A 16762-nucleotide genomic window follows, 5' to 3' on the forward strand; every position below is an offset into this window, starting at 1 on the left:
CTAATTTTTAACAACTTTTTTTTTTAAAAAGTTTAATTCCCCCTCGTTTAATAAGTCCTCGTATAATACATATTGGGAGGGGGGAAAAGTGRTGAGAGATACAATGAAAGAAATTAATCATTTTCGGGAAGAGCGGGACTGGCGAAAGTTTCATAAACTAAAAGATTTAGCTTTATCAGTCTCTATTGAAGCAGCAGAATTACTCGAGAACTTCCAGTGGAAAACGAGTGAAGAAGCTATTCAAGAAAATTTTGATAATATTCAGGATGAAATAGCGGATGTCTTAATTTACAGCTATATGTTGGCTTCCGACTTGAATTTGGATATTGACACACTCATTTTGAATAAACTGGAGAAAAATAAACGCAAATACCCTTTGGAGAAAAGTAAAGGCTCAAAACAAAAATATACAGAATATAACTGAAGGAGAGAAGCAACCATGAAATTAAGCAAATGGAGTTATTTTTTAGCTGTTTTTTTGAAAGTATTAGCCGTTCTTTACGGTGTAGTATTAGTGATTAGTGGAATTATGATTTTACGAGGTGGGGAAGTTAGTTTCAATTTAATACCCTATGAAAGTAGCCCACTAGTTATGTCAACGGAGTATTCACTCTCGGCTGATAAAGTGAATACAAATGTAGCAAATGGAGTTGGTTTTTTTGTAGCCTTAACGGGCGTAATTCTTTTAGTTTGGGTCCTTTGGCTAGCTAGTGAAGCTTTTAAAGATTTTGCAAAAGGAAAAACTCCCTTTAGCGAGCAAAATGCTAAGCGCATTAAAAAAATGGCTTACTTAACGCTTGCGTATGCTTTCGTACCACAACTTCTTTATTCCGCCCTACATACGATTTTAATACCGGGTTATTATTTTTCTTTTTCCATTGGGATTACATTTGCCATCGCCATCTTCCTTTTTATCCTAGCTGAGGTTTTTGTGTACGGAAGAAAATTGGAAGAGAGCAAATGAGCAAAATCATGATTTAATCAGAGTTCCTTGATGAAAATAAAGTTTCCAACTCCCTTTTCTGTTTTTCCAGACACTGCTCCGTAAAGTTTTTTCATTTGTTGTATGATTAACGAGTGTATAGGTTGTTAAGTGACTATTCGCATCTAAAGAATGGGACTTAAAATCGAAAATTTCATATTGATCCGCTGGCAGTGTTATATTTAGATAATCCGACTTATAGGTCTTTTTTCCAGATTTGCCAAACTCCATAAAATCGTCATCAAGGAGATTTAAAATTTCATCCATAGTCGTGCGATTTTCTGCGTTTAAATGTGTTTTTTCGAGCTGATAAAAATAATTGTTTCTAGAAGTCACCATTATCGCTCCTTTCTAATCCTGCATTATGATGCTTATTGTAGCGCTTTCTATTTAAATTGTCATGAATCAGCCTAGACTTTCACGATTACTTTAGGTAAAATAGGAATGTCAGTTTATAAAAAGTAAATTACCGGATGGTGAAATAAAAATGACAGATAAACCTGTTAAAATCAGACTGAAACATGTCACAAAACAATACGATTTACTTAAAAATAAAACAGAAAAAATTACTGCGGCGCTTTTAAATAAAAAGACCGATAGTTTTTGGGCACTCCGCGACGTTAATATTGAAATTCGCGACGGCGAAACAGTGGGACTTATCGGAATTAACGGTTCGGGTAAATCTACTATTTCAAGTATTATTTCAGGCGTTATTGTCCCAACCTCGGGGGAAGTAGAAATTAATGGTGAGGCGTCTTTAATTGCCATTCAAGTTGGTCTTAAAGGACCGCTTACTGGGGTGGAAAATATTCGCCTAAAACTTTTAATGCATGGACTTACGAATAAAGAAATTGAAGCGCAAATTCCGTCTATTATTGAGTTTGCGGATATTGGCGATTTTATCAACCAACCTATTAAAAACTATTCCAGTGGTATGAAATCACGACTGGGTTTTGCTATTTCAGTCCATCTGGATCCAGATATTTTGGTAATTGATGAGGCTCTTTCAGTAGGTGATGAGACCTTTTACCAAAAATGTGTGGATAAAATCAATGAATTTAAAGCGCGTGGTAAAACGATTATTTTCGTCAGCCATTCTATTACACAAGTGAAAAATTTATGTGACCGAATTGTGTGGATGCATTATGGTCAAATTCGTCAAGATGGCGACAAAGAAACCGTTGCGGAAGCGTATATTGAATTTGTGAAATGGTACAACAGTATTTCAAAAGAAGAAAAGAAAACGTATATTGAAGGCCACAGAGAGGAACAAAAACTCGGCACAGGGCTTTCTTTAGAACGAAAAAAACCAACACAAAAAACAATATCAAAAATGAATGTTTTTATTGCTTGCCTGATTGCGGCACTGACAATTTTCTTTGGCTATTTAGTCGCAAGTGGAACCTCATTTATTGGTTTATTTGCAGACGAAACGCCCCAAGAACAAATCGTCCATGAGGCATCAGCCATTCTACCAACGCCACTTCAAAACCTCGAATAATTTCGAGGTTTTTTTTTATAAAAAATAAAAAAGAAGTTGACAAATTGTGATAAAGTAAGATAATATCATGTGTGAATAAATCTGTAAGGTGAGGCTCCTATACAAACATAGGCCACTGCCCAAAAACGTCCAAAGACGCCAATGGGTTGAACAGGAATTGTCGGATTAAGGCTTTTCTTAACGTGGCTAAGGGAATATTTCCCTTTACGTTGTGTAGTGCTAAAACTTTTGCGAGGGACACGCTTATTTTTTAGTATGCATCAATATTTTTCCTTGCCTATTTTTATTTGGGCAAGTTTTTTTGTTTATGGAGACCTCCCGCGAGGAGGAAAAAATGATTAATCAGAACAAAGTAAAATTACCACTTTTTGACACGGCGAAAAAATTAGAGCAAAGTGCGCGAAAGGAACAATTGGCGTTTATTAAAACCCTAACGGCGAGTGAAGCGGCAGAAATTTTAACTTATCTTGAAAATGAGACGCAGTTTGAAGTTTTGATGACACTAGATTTATTTTTTGCTAAACAAATTTTGGCTCATTATGCGCTAGATGATAGCTTGGATTTGCTAACACACCTCAGTCCTACTAAACAAGAAAAGCTTTTTACACGGATTGATGAAAATGCGGCAAGGGATATTAGGCGGTTTCTTTTGTTCAATAAAAAAACTGCGGGACGCCTGATTACGAATCATGTTTTGACTTTTTCAAAAGAAGAAAAGGTTTTAGAAGTCATTTGTGCGATACGGCAAACGGATAAGAAGTTTGACACGCTCTCGTATTTGTATGTTTTGGCAGAAAATGGGGATTTGATTGGCGTTCTTTCTATTCAAGAACTGCTTGTTGCGGAGGATTCAGAGGCGCTTTCTGAGATTATGCTGACAAATATGGTTACGATTACGCCTGAAGCGGACCGGGCGGAGGTGGTTTTAAAACTAAAAGATTATAATTTGTCTGCGCTGCCAGTTGTCGACGGGCAAAGTTTTCTAGGAATTATTACATTTGATGATGTGATGGATGTGATGGAGGAGGAGCAATCTGAAGATGTTCAGCGTATGGGAGGTGCTTCGCCGCTTGATAAGCCTTATTTGAAAACATCAGTCTGGCTCATTTACCGTAAAAGAATTTTTTGGTTGCTGCTTTTATTTGTTGCGGAGGCTTATACGGGAACGGTGCTTGCCCACTATGAGGAGACGTTAACGCAGGTTATCGCGCTCACATTCTTTATTCCGCTTTTGATTGGAACCGGTGGAAATACCGGCACGCAGGTTACAACCACATTAATTCGTGCCATTGCACTCGGCGAAGTTCGTCTTCGTGATGCGCTTAAGGTGTTGAAAAAAGAAGTGACGGTTGGCTTCTTGCTTGGAATCTCGCTCGCTTTATTTGCCCTCGGACGTTCTGTGATTTTAGGCGTGGGTATAAATATTGCCGCAGTTGTTGCCATTGCTGCTTTTTGTATTGTTATTTGGTCATCCATTATTGCCGCACTACTTCCTCTTATTTTAAAAAAATTGCGCCTAGATCCCGCTGTTGTTTCCGGACCTTTCATTACAACGTTTGTTGATGGGACGGGTCTCATTATTTATTTTACAGTGGCGAAACTTTTGTTAGATATAGCATAAAAAGCTTGGCCCGCGGGCCAAGCTTAGTTTGCTCTCAAAATGGTAATTTTCATTACTCGTGCCTCGGTTCTACCTAGAAAGTCAACACTTGCTATTGGCACGAGTTGGTTTGCGTTTCGGATGCTTGCGGCTCTTATGCAATAGGTCGTTTATTTCGCTTTTAGTTCTTCTTCCATACGGAGTCGTTGAACTTTCATAGTCGCGGTTCGTGGGATGTCGTCATAGTTCATAATAATAGGCTCGTTTAAATGCGGGAGATCAGTTATCTCGTGAAACCAGGCATCCCAGTTCATTTCACAGCCTTCGCAAACAGAAATAATCGGTTGCGGTTGCCCGTTCTTGTCACGAATAATGACCACTTCATCTAAGAAATCAAGGGAATCCAGCAACTTATCTTCAATCGCAAGCGTGCTTGTAATATTTTGGACGAGATCGACTTGGCGGTCTAAGAGGAACAAAGCGCCCTTTTCATTTTTAACGCCATAATCGCCGCTGTCCCACCATAAATCGTATGTATTTTCATTGAAGCGAGCATCTTCTTTAAAGTAAGTAAGTGCTCTTCCTTTTGAAAGCATATGGATGTTACCTGGTGTGCCGTTTGGAACGGGCTCGCCTTTGTCATTTACGATTCGAACTTCAGTTAAGCCCTTCATTCCGTAACCCATGTTACGTGCGTCAAGGTTTTGAAGACTTTTTTTGGTATGAAAACGCAAAATCATTGGCCCGCACTCACTTTGACCGTACACTTGCATGAAAACTGGCCGTTTCTCAGAAGAAGTGTTTAAAAAGGTGGCCATCGTTTCTTTGTTAATGGCGTCAAAAGTGGAGTGGTAATATTTAACGGATTTAAAAATTTCGGGTTTTGTGCGTGCAAGTGCTACCCATTGAACGAAATTATTGGGATGTGTTTCCACAATTTTAGGCTGAAATTTGTGAAAGAGCTGTTCGATATTTTCTTTTTTAGGATTTGCGATAGGAAGTAGCGGAAACCCTTTTGACATCATGGAAGAGATGCCGATGTTAAAACGGGAATGGACGGGTGAAATATGGAAAGCGGCGAGTTCTTTTTCGCGAATAAGGCTTAAAATATTGCGTTGCCATTTAACACGCCACCCCATACTGTTCGCGCTGTGAGCAATTAATTTTGGAATTCCGGTGGTGCCAGATGTGTGTGTCATGTAGGAAATCATGTCTTTTGGTAGTTCTTCTTGCTTTTCGAAATCGTCTACTGGAACTTTCACGACTTCTTCTGCGCTAATTAATTTATCGTTTGTTAAGTTGCGGATGGCTTTTGCTTTGTTAGCCGTTTCGTTATCGAAAAGTAAAAATGGCAAATCTAAACGGTCGGCTAAGATTTCCATCGTTTCGACTGGCAAGTGCGGCGAAATCATTGCAGGGACTGCGCCAAGATAGCTGGCAGATACGGCAAGCAAGTAGGTATCAAATTTTGCGGATTTATACATAATGATTTTGTCTGCTTTTTTAACGCCCGCCTTTTTTAACTGAGTAGCTCTTTTCACGATTACCTCTAAGCAGTCGGCATAGGTTGTCTCAAGGCCAAGCTCCGGGAATCCGGCCAGAATCTCGTCAAAGAAAATGGGGGTATCTGGGAAGCGCTCCGCGGACTCTTTAAAATTGGTAAATAAATTGAGTGGAACATAAGGGTTGTTCATAGTAAATTCTCCTTTAGGATAAGATGGATTTATTATAACATGCTCAAAACGCCACGTTCTACAACTAGGAGTGCGTTTTTTTCGGCAGGCGAAAAACTAAAATAAGGCATAGGAGCAGTAAGAAAATATTTACATACATACTAACTTGCAAACTATGGGAGAAAGCTAGTGCCTTGCTGTGCGCTGTGCTATTTCCGAGTACGCGAAAAAACACGGGGCCAACAATGGCGATCCCAAATGATGACCCAACACGCTGCGCTGTATTAAACATGCCACTCGCTCCGCCGCGTTCCGCTCCTGTTACTGTGCTTAAAGTAAAGCTATTAAGTGGTGAAATAATGAGCCCACTTCCAATACCAGCGATTAACAACGGGATTGCGGTTAGCCAAGGTGAAAACGCGCCTGATTGTCCGCTAAAAATAAGCGAAGTAAGCGCAAGGCCAGATGCGACAAGGAGAAGACCAACAACAAGTAATTTTCGTCCCATTTTGGAGGCGAAACGGTTACTGTTCGCAGCCGCAATCATGCTTCCAAGTGCAAATGGGCTGACTGCAAGGCCGGAAATAATAGCAGAACGATCAAATCCAGTTTGCCAAGTGAGTGAGAAAACAAAGAAGATGCTTGTAAAGGCCGCGAAATAAACGAGCGAGAGTATCATGCCTGAAACAAATTCTTTATTTTTTAACAAATGGGGAGAAATAAGCGGATTTTTCCCTTGATTAACTTCACGTACGCTCCACTTATAGAGCAGAAAGAAAAATGGAATAGAACAAAGCATGAGAATAAAATCATAAAGTTTAAAATTGTTTGCCCCACTTGAAATGAGCGGATAGAGAAGTAAAAGCAAAGCAGTTGTAAGTAAAAGAACACCTAGGAAGTCAAAGCCGACTTTTTCTTGTTTAACGGAACGTTTAGGTAGAAAAAAGAAAGCTAAAATGAGTGTGAGAATAACAAAGGGGATATTGACGAAAAAGACGTAGCGCCAGCCATTTTCAGCGCCAAATGCTTGAATTAATAAACCGCCTGATAGTGGGCCAATAGCCGTTGCAATTCCAATAACAGCGCCTAAAATGCCAAATGCCTGACCGAGTTTTTCCCCTTTAAAAATATCCATGATAATGGCATTAATTTGAGGGAAGAAGAGTCCAGCAGCGAGGCCTTGGATGACGCGTGAGGTTATAAGGGAAGCTTCGGAATCTGCAAATCCGGCAGTGATACTCATAATGAGGAAGAGCGTAATACCAATCATATACATGTTTTTTCGTCCAAATTTATCGCCAAGACGTCCTGCTAAAATTAAAATAACGCCAAATGCGAGGGCATAGCCTGAAATCACCCATTCAATGGATTCGCTTGAGGCGTGAAGTGATTTAATCATATCCGGCAAAGCCACATTGACAATCGTTGTATCTAAAAGTGAAATAAAAGCGCCTAGCATAACAGCTACAAGCGCCCAGTTTTTAGTTTGTTTTTTCGTAGCGTCCATTTTTTCGCTCCTTTTTGTTTTATCCTTCTAATAGTAGACCTTTACAGGGTGTATGGTCAAGCGAGGACAACGGACGCTTTTTTTTTCAATCTTTTTGTTTTAAACTAGCCATAAATTCGGCGTGTGTTTGCCAACTTAAAATGACGCTACTATCGATTTTGTTTAAGGTGTAATACAGATAGCTAAAAATTTTCAATTCATTGCGCACATTGGGATTGATACAGGATAAAAGAACATTTTGTACGGTTTCGCCTTCAATTTGGACAGGATGTTCGAGATGGACGAAGATGCCTATAAATGGCGTTCCGCGATTGGTGGTGCAGTGCGGGACGGCTAAATGGTTGATGACTAAATTATTTCCTTCTGATTCCCGACTCACGATTTTTTCTTGTTCACTTGCTGAAATAATCCCTTTTTCAACAAAAGAAGTGGTTAGGTCTTGAATAACGGCGTGCCATGTGGCGTGCTCTTCGTTTTTGAACTGTGCTGTGAGCGTTTGTGGGAAATAGTCTTCGAGATGACGCTCAATATCGATTTTTTCAAGTAAATCACGGATAAAGCGTAAATCCATTTCGGTCATAATTTGTCTGATTGTGTAGCTTGTGATGGATACAATGGGTAGCGGGCCATCATGGTTATTTAAAATAAGTTTCACGGCTTGATTTTGCAGTGAATTTTGTAATTCTGCGGCATTCATTGCCAGTGTGACATTTACTTCTGGGATGGCGCGTTCAATCGTTTGCTTGTTAATGCTTGCAACGGCGTATTGGTTTGAAAACAGGACAAGTTCGATTGGGGCGGTTTTCACGCGGTCCATCGCGCACGAAAAATAAAGGCCGACTAAATCAATATCATAGATTAAAACGTCAAATGTTTGGTTAACAAGGCCAATAAAATGAATGCTTAAGTCAAAGGCTAGAGGATAGAGCGCTTTAATATTCGCGATATTATGGAGCTTTTTATCAGCTAAAATAATAGGGTAGGCAATGCTTCGCTTCAGATGATTCGCAAGGCTTACAGCAAGTTCCATATCATAAACAGGCGCCTGATGTTCATCATACGTCATTTGCAACAAATCTAAAATTTTACCTGTTGTAATCGAGTCAATAATTTGATTTTGTTCCGCAAGAAAAGTGCGTATCATACTGCCGATATCATCAGAAAAAGACATATCCGATTGCCGCAAACAATCATTAATTTTCGTATCTGTCAAACGAATATCGTACTGAAGGGCATAGATTGAAACGCATAAACTTGCGATTTGTGCCGAATGGGCATGCTCATAAGAAAAGGCATCACGCGCGCTACGAATATTTTCCGTTAACTGTTCCAAAAGGGTAGGAGCTAAACCCAATTTTGCTAAAAAGAAAGCGGGTTTTTGTAAAATTAAATTGGCGAGAAGTATGACTTTCCGCGATTTCGGCTCATCTAAAAAATGGCCGTAATTTTTTTTAGAGATGATTTTGAGGCGTTTGGTGTAATTTTGTTTTAATAAAGTGATTTTTTCAGTTAGCATTGGTTTAGATAGGAATAAAATATCAGATAGGTCATCGAGTGTGACAAAATCACGTGTGGCTAACTCAAATAAAATAAGTTCCGCATCTGTTGCGGTTGTTTTGAAAATTTGATTAAAGCGTTCTTCATTGGAAATAGAGAGCGAATAGCCATCTTGAACGGCCGTGATTTGCGCAATTAAAATGAGTTCATCATTAAGCGCATGAATATCACGCAAAATGGTTCTTTTAGAAGCAGTTAGTTTTTTTGCAAGTTCTGGACCAGTTTGATTTTGATGAAGAAGAAGTTGGATCAAGTTCATTTGCCGCTCGTTCAATGTTGTTCACCTCCTAATGTAAAGCTTTTTTCATGCGGGTAAGGCCATCTAGTAGTTTGCTTTCTGGGCAAGCGACGTTTAGGCGAAGGAAGCCGGGGGCTCCGTATGTGGCACCTGACATAACGGCGACTTTACCTTTTGTGACAAGCGCGTTTTGGATGGCGTCATCCGTTAAATTCAAGCCTCGTGCGTCCAGCCAAGCTAGATAAGTCGCTTCCGGCTGTAAAAATGCGATATCAGGCAACTCGGCCGAAAAGAAATCGCGAACAAGGTTCATATTTTTTTCCAAATAAAGAAGAAGTTCATCGACATAACTCGCGCCTTCATTATAACCAGCGATGAGCGCGTGCATCCCGAGTATGCTAACGGAGGAAAGCGCATCCCGACCTTTTAAAATCCGCAAAAATTGTTCCCGAAGTGCCTCATCAGGAACGAGTAAATAAGAGCCAATAAGCCCTGGTGTATTCATCGTTTTACTGGCGGAAGAGCAAATCACAACGCGCTCTGTACTCAGGCTAAGAACAGGCGTATAGGCAGAACCCGGATAAACAATATCCATATGAATGTCGTCTGAGATTAAAAAAACATCATAAGCTTTGCAAAGCGCAATAATTTTTAAAAGCTCTTCTTTGGAAAATACACGCCCAGTTGGGTTGTGCGGATTAGTTAATAATAAAATTTCAGCCGTTTGAAGCTCCCTTTCAAGCGATTTAAAGTCAATTGTATAACGTCCGTTTTCAAGATGCAATGGGTTTAAGACAAGTTCGCGATCTCTTTCTTTTATAATGTTAAAAAAAGCATCATAAAGAGGGGAGAAGACAACCACTTTATCTTTCGGCTTGCTATTTAATTCAATCAAAATGGAGATGGCATAACAAACAGTGGGGCTATAAAGCACCCAGTCTTCATTAAAGTCTGCATTAAAACGGTTTTTATACCAACCTGTGATGCTTGATTTAAATGCGCTATGATTCCATCTTGAATAGCCAAAAATACCGTGCGAAACTCGTTCGCTAACGGCTTTAATAACAGGTTCAGGCGCTTTGAAATCAGTATCCGATATGGAAAACGGAAGCAAATCCTCTTCTCCAAAACGGTCTTTTATATAATCCCACTGCGTACAAAATGTATTTCTGCGGTCAATAAATTGGTCGAAATGATAGCTCATTTTATATTCCCTTTCTATTATACAAGGAAGCTTAGGCTTAAGCTTCCTTGTTTGTATTAGAATTGACTAATTTTTTCATGAGTAGACGTATTGTATGTGTTAATAAAAGTTGCGACAAGCTCTTTTGTTACGTCATAATCATAAATAGAAATCATGCTTGAATTAGCATGTAAATACCTTGTTGGTAATGTAAAGGCAATGACCGGGCGCCCGGAGGCCATAACGTTGTAGCGCCCACCATCTGTTGCGCCCGTTTTTAGCGTACAAAATTGCAACGGAACATCCAATTTTTCTGCCAAAGTTTTAAAAGCACGTGTTAGTTTTTTATGTGCCAAATAACGTTTATCAAAAAGCGGAATCCCAGCGCCACCGCCTAGTTTTAGCGGGAAGTTAATAGGGTTAATATTTGGCGTATCACCAGCAACGAGCGTATCTAAAATAATCGCGATATCTGGCTCAATTTTTTGAACAGACGTTTGAGCTCCGCGAAGACCCACCTCTTCTTGGACCGTCGAAACACCGTAAAGCGTTGCATCCGTATTTTCAAACGCTTTAAAAAGTTCAACCATGAGGGCACACCCCGCCCGGTTATCAAGCGCCTTCCCAAGAATTCTATCATCAGAAAGTGCAGCAAAATTCGCTTCTGGTGTGATAAAATCCCCGATATTAACCCCTTTTTTTTAATACAGCTTCATAAGAATCCGCGCCAATATCAATAAACATTTGAGCGATATCGGCGGGTTTTTGTTTCTCACTTTCAGATAAGGCATGCGGAGCAACCGACCCAATCACACCTAAAACCTTTGAACCATCTTCTGTGCGAATTTGTACGCGGTGGTTTAGAAGGCTCTGACTCCAAAAGGAACCAACCGTGTCAAAATAGATAAAGCCTTCTTGAGAAATATGTTTCACAATAAAGCCCACTTCATCCATATGCGAAACAATCGCAATTTTGGGGCCGTTAGAACCTTTTCGAGCAATAAAGCTACCTAAACCATCGTAGCCAATTTCATCCGCCACGCCTGCTAGTTCTTCTTTTAAGATTTGCCTTACTTCTTCTTCATCACCGCTAACACTAGATGCTGTCACCAGTTGTTTCAGTAAGTCTTTCTTCATCTTTTAATTTCGCCTCTTTCCGCTTCGCCCAAATCGATTTTAAGGTAATAATTAAGAAAATATTTAGCGCGAGTCCAATGAATAACGCTAGATAGAACCAGTACCAAGGGGACATAAGTCCAATTAGTGGATCAAAAATTCCAATACCAGGTGCAAGACGTTCCACACCAAACATAATAGTTAAAACACCGGCGATTCCGCCACTAATTGTATTAGCTGTAATCATAGGTAGTGGTGCGGCAAGGGCATAAGGAATAGCTGGTTCAGTTGCAACCGTTGCCCCTACAATAATGGAACTGATGGCAGCCCCTTTTTCTTGTTTTGTAAATAGACGCGGGGCAATAAATGTTGAAATACCTGCTGCCATTGGTGGCATAAGTGCTACAACCCCAACAATCGCATACCAGTCATAAATTCCTTTGTCGAGAAGTGCAAAACAGAAGAACCAAGCCGTTTTATTAATCGGACCGCCCATATCAAAGGCAAGCATTGCGCCAACAAGGAAAGCAGCGCCGAATTTCATGGAAGGAGGAATCGTATTTAGGAAATGAAGCATCCCGTCCATCATGCCACCCATTAATGGCCCAAGAACATAATAAGTTAAAATACCGAAAACAAATAAAGTAACAAAAGGAATAATCATCGAACCAAGTAATGGTTGAAGTGCTTTACCAAGCTTCACTTTACGGAAGTATTTCACGAAATAACCAACACCAAGTCCTAGTACAACAGCACCAAGGAAACCGGCGCCTGACTGTGTCCCGAGCATCGTATTATCATTCGCTAAATAAGTAACTAAAAATGCGGGTGCAAATGCGGGTTTATCCCCAATGGAACTGGCAATATAAGCCCCATAATTGGAATCATAAATTTAAAGCCTAGATAACCAATCGATTCTACAATCCAAGTAAAGGATGGATCTCCGTTTGCCATATCGGTATAAGGCATTCCAAATTGAACAAGCATGTTAGCAATGGCTACAAGTAAACCACCACCAATAACAAATGGAAGTGCGGCGGAAACCCCGGCCATCAAATGACTCATAACAGAACCAGAAGGGGTTTCTTGTTTCCCCATTTTAACTGCTTGGTCATTACCAAATGTTGTTGCTTTTGCATCTAAATCGTCAAAAATCGTTTCAATTTGCTTAAGTGCTTCAGAAACTTTTATTTCAACTACTTTTTTTTCCGGAAAAACGGAAGTAGTCATCTTCACTAATGGTTCTTCCTAAAGCTAAAATAACATAGTCTGCTGCTTTAATTTCCGCTGGTGTTAAATGGTTTTCAACCCCACTAGCACCTTGTGTTTCAACTTTGATGGTATGTCCTAGCGATACAGCTTTTCGCTCAAGCGCCTCGGCCACCATATACGTGTGGGCGATGCCAGCCGGACAATTCGTAACGGCTACAATTTTCAAACTAAACCTCTCCTTTTTAAGAAATTACGGACCGAATAAGACTTAAAATTTCAGTCTCCCCGCTCGTTTTTAATACGCTTACAAAATCAGGGTCAATCATTTTGCGACTAAGTTTTGAGAGCAATTTTAAATGTTCTTCCCCACCGTTTGATGGCACCATTAAACAAATAAAACAAAATACAGGCTCTCCGTCCATCGCTTGCCACTCAATTTGTTCCTTACTTCTGAAAAACAATACGCCAACTTCCTTTACAGCATCTGACTTGGCGTGGGGGATAGCGATACCTCCACCAAAACCTGTAGTGGATTCTTGTTCACGCTTACATAAATCTTCAAAAAATAATTTTGTATTGCTTACTTTTCCCGTTTGATAGGCTACTTCAGCAATGTTGCTTAAAATTTCCTCTTTCGTGTTTCCTTCTAATTGCAGATTAATTCCATTTTCTACCATGATTGTCATCATTATCACTCCAATTTCTATCGATCAGGATCCTGATTTCATTATAGAAAAGATTTTCTTTTAGAAACAGCACGTTTTTGTCACAGGGAGGGTGACATTTTTCTAAAGAATCGGTATAATAACTTCCGAGCGAGTAGAAAGAAGGGCCAAACATGAAAAAAAGCATGATGCTAAGAGCGATTGAAACAGTCACAAAAGTCGCGAATGTGAGAAAAATGTGGGATACAGAAGGTGAGGCACTTCGAAAAAGTATTCTTAAAAAACAACAGAAAGTCGCGCTACCAACTAAACTTGAAAAGAAATATGCAGTTTCAAAATATGAAGTGGGCGAACATTCTTTTTTTGAAATAACACCTGCAAAAAAGACGTCACAAACGATTATTTATTTGGCCGGTGGTGGTTTTGTCCTGCCCATTACATCGCTACACTACGAATTTATTGCGCAAATTGTCGAAGAAACCGGTGCCCGCCTAGTAGTACCAAATTATCCGTTAGCGCCTCATTATCATGTAGATGATGTCATGGCGTTTTTAAAGGAAGTCTATCTGAAGTATGCAGGTGGGCATGTGTCACTCGTGGGTGATTCAGCTGGCGGAGCCGTTGCCATGTCATTTGTCCAGTTTTTGAAGAAGGAAAAACTCACTTTACCCCAAAAAGTAGTTGGAATTTCTCCGTTTATGAATTTTTGCTTAGATAATCCTGCTATTTATGAAGTTGAAAAGCGTGATAATGTTGTGGGTACGACTGCGCTAAGGGAGATTCGTTCATGGTACGCGAACGGACGAGACTATACCGATAGTCTTGTGAGCCCATTTTTTGGCGACTACACGGGTATCTCAGAAATACTTCTTGTGTCGAGCACGCGCGATATTACAAACCCAGACACTCACCTTTTTGCAGAAAAGGGTCTTCCAAATATGACCTATTACGAGGCAGGCGAGCTTCCCCATATTTATCCGCTTTTCGAAATCCCGGAAGCAGCGGAAGCCCGGGAGTTGATTTTTAGTTTTCTGAAAAGGAGTTAAACGGATGTCGCTTCATTACTTAGTTGAACGTTAGTATGTCAGAATAGTAAGGTAGTAAGCTATTGATATTTTTTAAAATCTTGTTAAAATATACACAAATGGAAATTGCGAATGTCTGCTCGGCTTAAGTAAACTACATGTTATAGCATAAACAATTAAGGGAGAGAATAAACATGAAAAAAATGACGGATTTTGCAAAAGTTCAACTACTTACAAATATCTATTATAAGGTGGTTAATGAATGAAGCGTACATATAAAAAATTATGGATTATGATTGGTTTAATCGTTGTTTTAGCTGGCGTTGGTTATTTTTTATATGACAAATATCAAAAGTCATTGATTCCTTCTATGGTTCAAGTGGATTCTATTCGCTACGATTTAACAGATATTGAAGTGCCTTCTTCTGCTATAGGCGAGCCGATTGGTGTGGTTAAAACAAAAATTTCAAGAGATGAGAAAACGAGGCACAATCTAGAATCTAATTTCTTGAAGCTACAGACACCTCTTTTTGAAAGTAAGGAATCGAAAGCGTCACCAGAATCAAGAATTGTTTATAAACGCGGTGAGAACTATTATTTAGGGCAGGAAATTGCTACGATTAAGGACGGGATTCTATATGAATCTGAAGAATGAGACACGCTTAGAGTAGCGTGTTTTGTTTGTGTCTAGTAAGATAGATTCTATAAAAGCTTTTTGAAATGAGGAGAGAAAAATGATTGGACCAAACCCAAATGAGCTTTATCCAAATCCAGCTATTCGTTCGGTTGCCTTTATTAAAAATTGTGTGACAAATCCAAATATTATTGTAGGCGATTATACGTATTATGATGATCCGGACGGCCCGGAAAATTTCGAAGCGCACGTAGAGCATTTATATGATTTTCTCGGGGATAAATTGATTATCGGGAAATTTTGTGCGATTGCAAAAGGCATCACGTTTATTATGAATGGCGCGAATCATAGAATGGCTTCCGCGACAACCTATCCTTTCAATATTATGGGCGCTGGCTTTGAAAAGGTGACGCCACAGCTATCTGATTTACCTTTTAAGGGCGATACAATTGTTGGAAATGATGTCTGGATTGGACAAAATGTAACGGTGATGCCAGGTGTTGAAATTGGAGATGGTGCTATTATCGCGGCGAATTCGGTGGTCACTAAAAACGTGGGGGCGTATGAAATTTATGGCGGGAATCCCGCACGGAAAATAAAAGACCGCTTTTCTAAAGAGTTAACGCTTTGTTTAAAAGAACTCGCCTGGTGGGACTTCCCAAACGACAAGCTTTCGCGAAATTTAGAAATATTGTGCGATACGGATTTGACGCTTGAAAAATTGCAAAAGATAAAGTGAGAAAAAGAACCAAAAATCAGGCAGGATCCATTTTACAAATGGCGTTATTGCTTGGTTTTTGGTTCTTTTTATAGTGAAATTTAATCTATCTCCACATTATGATAGACTTTTTGGACGTCTTCTAAATCTTCAAGTGCGTCAATTAGCTTTTCGAATTTTTCTAAATCGTCGCCTTCTAGAGTGACTTCAGTTTGTGGGAGCATTTCGATTTCTGCCACTGTAAATTCTTCAATTCCGGAAGCTTTAAGTGCTTCTTGGACGTTATGGAATTCAGTTGGTTCAGCGTAGATGATAGCTTGACCATCCTCATCGATAATGTCACGCACATCAATATCTTGTTCCATAAGAAGTTCTAGGAGTTCTTCGGAGTCTTTATTTGCCACGCCGAAAACGGCCGTGTTATCAAACATATAGGCAACTGCACCGCTCACACCCATGTTTCCGCCGTTTTTGTTGTATGCCGCACGGACATCAGACGCGGTACGGTTGACGTTGTTGGTGAGTGCATCCACGATAACCATGGATCCGTTTGGCCCAAAGCCTTCGTACCTCAGTTCGGAGTATGTTTCGTCGCCTGTTCCTTTTGCTTTTTCGATGGCGCGGTCGATAATGTGTTTAGGAACATTATACGTTTTGGCGCGCTCGATAACGAAACGAAGCTTTTGATTGGCGTGAGGATCAGGTTCACCTTGTTTGGCTGCTACATATATTTCAATCCCAAATTTTGCATAAATTCGACTATTATTAGTATCTTTTGAAGCTTTTTTCTCTTTAATATTTGCCCATTTACGGCCCATAAGAACACTCTCTTTCCATATTTACGTTAAATACACTACATTTATTATATCGGGTTAGGCGTCATTTGTTAAGCAGAAAATAAAAAACCACTGTGAAATTGTGAGTATTTGAGCTATAATGAAAGAAATGAATGATGGAGGAATGTGTTTAAAATGTCAAATTTGCCAAATTGCCCAGAATGTAAATCAGAATATACTTACGAGGATCGCGGCCTTTTTATTTGTCCGGAATGTGGACATGAATGGAGCGCGGATGCTTCTGCTGTAACTGATGCGGAGCCCGTTGTACGTGATGACAACGGAAATGTACTAACAGACGGTGACACGGTTTCA

At 39.7% G+C, this 16762-nt stretch carries 20 protein-coding genes and 1 riboswitch; of the genes, 8 read left to right on the plus strand and 12 right to left on the minus strand.

Annotation, left to right across the window (positions count from 1 at the left end; translation table 11 throughout):
* Positions 1-103 precede the first annotated feature (103 nt).
* Together LFLEISCH_RS12795 and LFLEISCH_RS12800 are read left to right on the plus strand one after the other, a co-directional pair.
* On the plus strand, positions 104-424 hold the full coding sequence (locus LFLEISCH_RS12795; RefSeq protein ID WP_040504874.1) for a nucleotide pyrophosphohydrolase: 321 nt from the start codon (positions 104-106) through the stop codon (positions 422-424).
* A gap of 15 nt (positions 425-439) precedes the next feature.
* The gene (locus LFLEISCH_RS12800; protein ID WP_007477260.1) at positions 440-964 is read left to right on the plus strand and encodes a DUF2975 domain-containing protein; all 525 of its coding nucleotides are present in this window, start codon (positions 440-442) and stop codon (positions 962-964) included.
* 6 nt (positions 965-970) lie between these two features.
* On the opposite strand, the gene LFLEISCH_RS12805 is transcribed toward LFLEISCH_RS12800, so the two are convergent.
* Positions 971-1321: a nuclear transport factor 2 family protein gene (locus LFLEISCH_RS12805; RefSeq protein WP_040504875.1), complete on the minus strand. Its 351-nt coding sequence runs from the start codon at positions 1319-1321 to the stop codon at positions 971-973.
* Between the two features lie 148 nt (positions 1322-1469).
* Between LFLEISCH_RS12805 and LFLEISCH_RS12810 the strand changes: the two genes are divergently transcribed.
* Together LFLEISCH_RS12810 and mgtE are read left to right on the plus strand one after the other, a co-directional pair.
* Entirely contained in the window at positions 1470-2483 is a 1014-nt protein-coding gene (locus LFLEISCH_RS12810; protein ID WP_007477265.1) for an ABC transporter ATP-binding protein, read from the plus strand.
* 73 nt (positions 2484-2556) lie between these two features.
* A riboswitch (M-box (ykoK) riboswitch) is annotated at positions 2557-2728 on the plus strand.
* Positions 2729-2817: 89 nt separating this feature from the next.
* Entirely contained in the window at positions 2818-4104 is a 1287-nt protein-coding gene (gene mgtE, locus LFLEISCH_RS12815) for a magnesium transporter (RefSeq protein ID WP_007477268.1), read from the plus strand.
* Positions 4105-4253: 149 nt separating this feature from the next.
* On the opposite strand, the gene LFLEISCH_RS12820 is transcribed toward mgtE, so the two are convergent.
* The 10 genes from LFLEISCH_RS12820 to LFLEISCH_RS12850 all read right to left on the minus strand — a co-directional run bounded on the left by LFLEISCH_RS12820 (position 4254) and on the right by LFLEISCH_RS12850 (position 13258).
* Positions 4254-5777 (minus strand): AMP-binding protein, encoded by a 1524-nt coding sequence (locus LFLEISCH_RS12820; protein ID WP_007477270.1) that lies wholly within the window; start codon positions 5775-5777, stop codon positions 4254-4256.
* A 64-nt stretch (positions 5778-5841) separates the two neighbouring features.
* Positions 5842-7263 carry an MFS transporter gene (locus LFLEISCH_RS12825; RefSeq protein ID WP_007477272.1) on the minus strand — a complete coding sequence of 474 codons (1422 nt, stop codon included), beginning with the start codon at positions 7261-7263 and terminating at the stop codon, positions 5842-5844.
* Positions 7264-7348: 85 nt separating this feature from the next.
* Complete coding sequence (locus LFLEISCH_RS12830) at positions 7349-9094, minus strand: PTS sugar transporter subunit IIA (RefSeq protein ID WP_007477274.1); 1746 nt, start codon at positions 9092-9094, stop codon at positions 7349-7351.
* Positions 9095-9107: 13 nt separating this feature from the next.
* Positions 9108-10262, minus strand: a complete 1155-nt coding sequence (locus LFLEISCH_RS12835; RefSeq protein WP_007477275.1) for a MalY/PatB family protein — start codon at positions 10260-10262, stop codon at positions 9108-9110.
* A gap of 56 nt (positions 10263-10318) precedes the next feature.
* Positions 10319-10927 (minus strand): zinc-binding metallopeptidase family protein, encoded by a 609-nt coding sequence (locus tag LFLEISCH_RS15630; RefSeq protein ID WP_206538455.1) that lies wholly within the window; start codon positions 10925-10927, stop codon positions 10319-10321.
* A 1-nt stretch (position 10928) separates the two neighbouring features.
* Complete coding sequence (locus tag LFLEISCH_RS16260) at positions 10929-11378, minus strand: zinc-binding metallopeptidase family protein (protein WP_206538454.1); 450 nt, start codon at positions 11376-11378, stop codon at positions 10929-10931.
* The gene (locus LFLEISCH_RS15640) at positions 11338-12249 is read right to left on the minus strand and encodes a PTS transporter subunit EIIC (RefSeq protein ID WP_206538456.1); all 912 of its coding nucleotides are present in this window, start codon (positions 12247-12249) and stop codon (positions 11338-11340) included. The genes LFLEISCH_RS16260 and LFLEISCH_RS15640 overlap by 41 nt, the downstream gene beginning before the upstream one ends.
* A complete protein-coding gene (locus LFLEISCH_RS15645; protein WP_241432915.1) occupies positions 12174-12593 on the minus strand; it encodes a hypothetical protein in 420 nt (139 codons plus the stop codon). The genes LFLEISCH_RS15640 and LFLEISCH_RS15645 overlap by 76 nt, the downstream gene beginning before the upstream one ends.
* Positions 12550-12795: a fructose PTS transporter subunit IIB gene (locus LFLEISCH_RS16055; RefSeq protein WP_007477281.1), complete on the minus strand. Its 246-nt coding sequence runs from the start codon at positions 12793-12795 to the stop codon at positions 12550-12552. Before LFLEISCH_RS16055 ends, LFLEISCH_RS15645 begins: the two co-directional genes overlap by 44 nt.
* 16 nt (positions 12796-12811) lie before the next feature.
* Positions 12812-13258: a PTS fructose transporter subunit IIA gene (locus tag LFLEISCH_RS12850; RefSeq protein WP_223196470.1), complete on the minus strand. Its 447-nt coding sequence runs from the start codon at positions 13256-13258 to the stop codon at positions 12812-12814.
* Between the two features lie 149 nt (positions 13259-13407).
* On the opposite strand from LFLEISCH_RS12850, the gene LFLEISCH_RS12855 reads away from it, so the two are divergent.
* The 3 genes from LFLEISCH_RS12855 to LFLEISCH_RS12865 all read left to right on the plus strand — a co-directional run bounded on the left by LFLEISCH_RS12855 (position 13408) and on the right by LFLEISCH_RS12865 (position 15632).
* The gene (locus LFLEISCH_RS12855; protein ID WP_007477285.1) at positions 13408-14280 is read left to right on the plus strand and encodes an alpha/beta hydrolase; all 873 of its coding nucleotides are present in this window, start codon (positions 13408-13410) and stop codon (positions 14278-14280) included.
* A 241-nt stretch (positions 14281-14521) separates the two neighbouring features.
* On the plus strand, positions 14522-14914 hold the full coding sequence (locus tag LFLEISCH_RS12860; RefSeq protein ID WP_007477288.1) for a hypothetical protein: 393 nt from the start codon (positions 14522-14524) through the stop codon (positions 14912-14914).
* Positions 14915-14993: 79 nt separating this feature from the next.
* Positions 14994-15632 (plus strand): Vat family streptogramin A O-acetyltransferase, encoded by a 639-nt coding sequence (locus tag LFLEISCH_RS12865; RefSeq protein ID WP_007477290.1) that lies wholly within the window; start codon positions 14994-14996, stop codon positions 15630-15632.
* Positions 15633-15712: 80 nt separating this feature from the next.
* Here LFLEISCH_RS12865 and LFLEISCH_RS12870 read toward each other — a convergent pair whose 3' ends face one another.
* Complete coding sequence (locus LFLEISCH_RS12870) at positions 15713-16429, minus strand: YebC/PmpR family DNA-binding transcriptional regulator (RefSeq protein WP_007477292.1); 717 nt, start codon at positions 16427-16429, stop codon at positions 15713-15715.
* Between the two features lie 153 nt (positions 16430-16582).
* Here LFLEISCH_RS12870 and LFLEISCH_RS12875 point away from each other — a divergent pair.
* A partial coding sequence (locus LFLEISCH_RS12875) for an alkylphosphonate utilization protein (protein WP_007477294.1) occupies positions 16583-16762 on the plus strand: 180 nt, incomplete at its 3' end.

Origin of the sequence: Listeria fleischmannii subsp. fleischmannii LU2006-1, from assembly GCF_000344175.1 — a bacterium.
Taxonomy (GTDB): Bacteria; Bacillota; Bacilli; order Lactobacillales; family Listeriaceae; genus Listeria; species Listeria fleischmannii.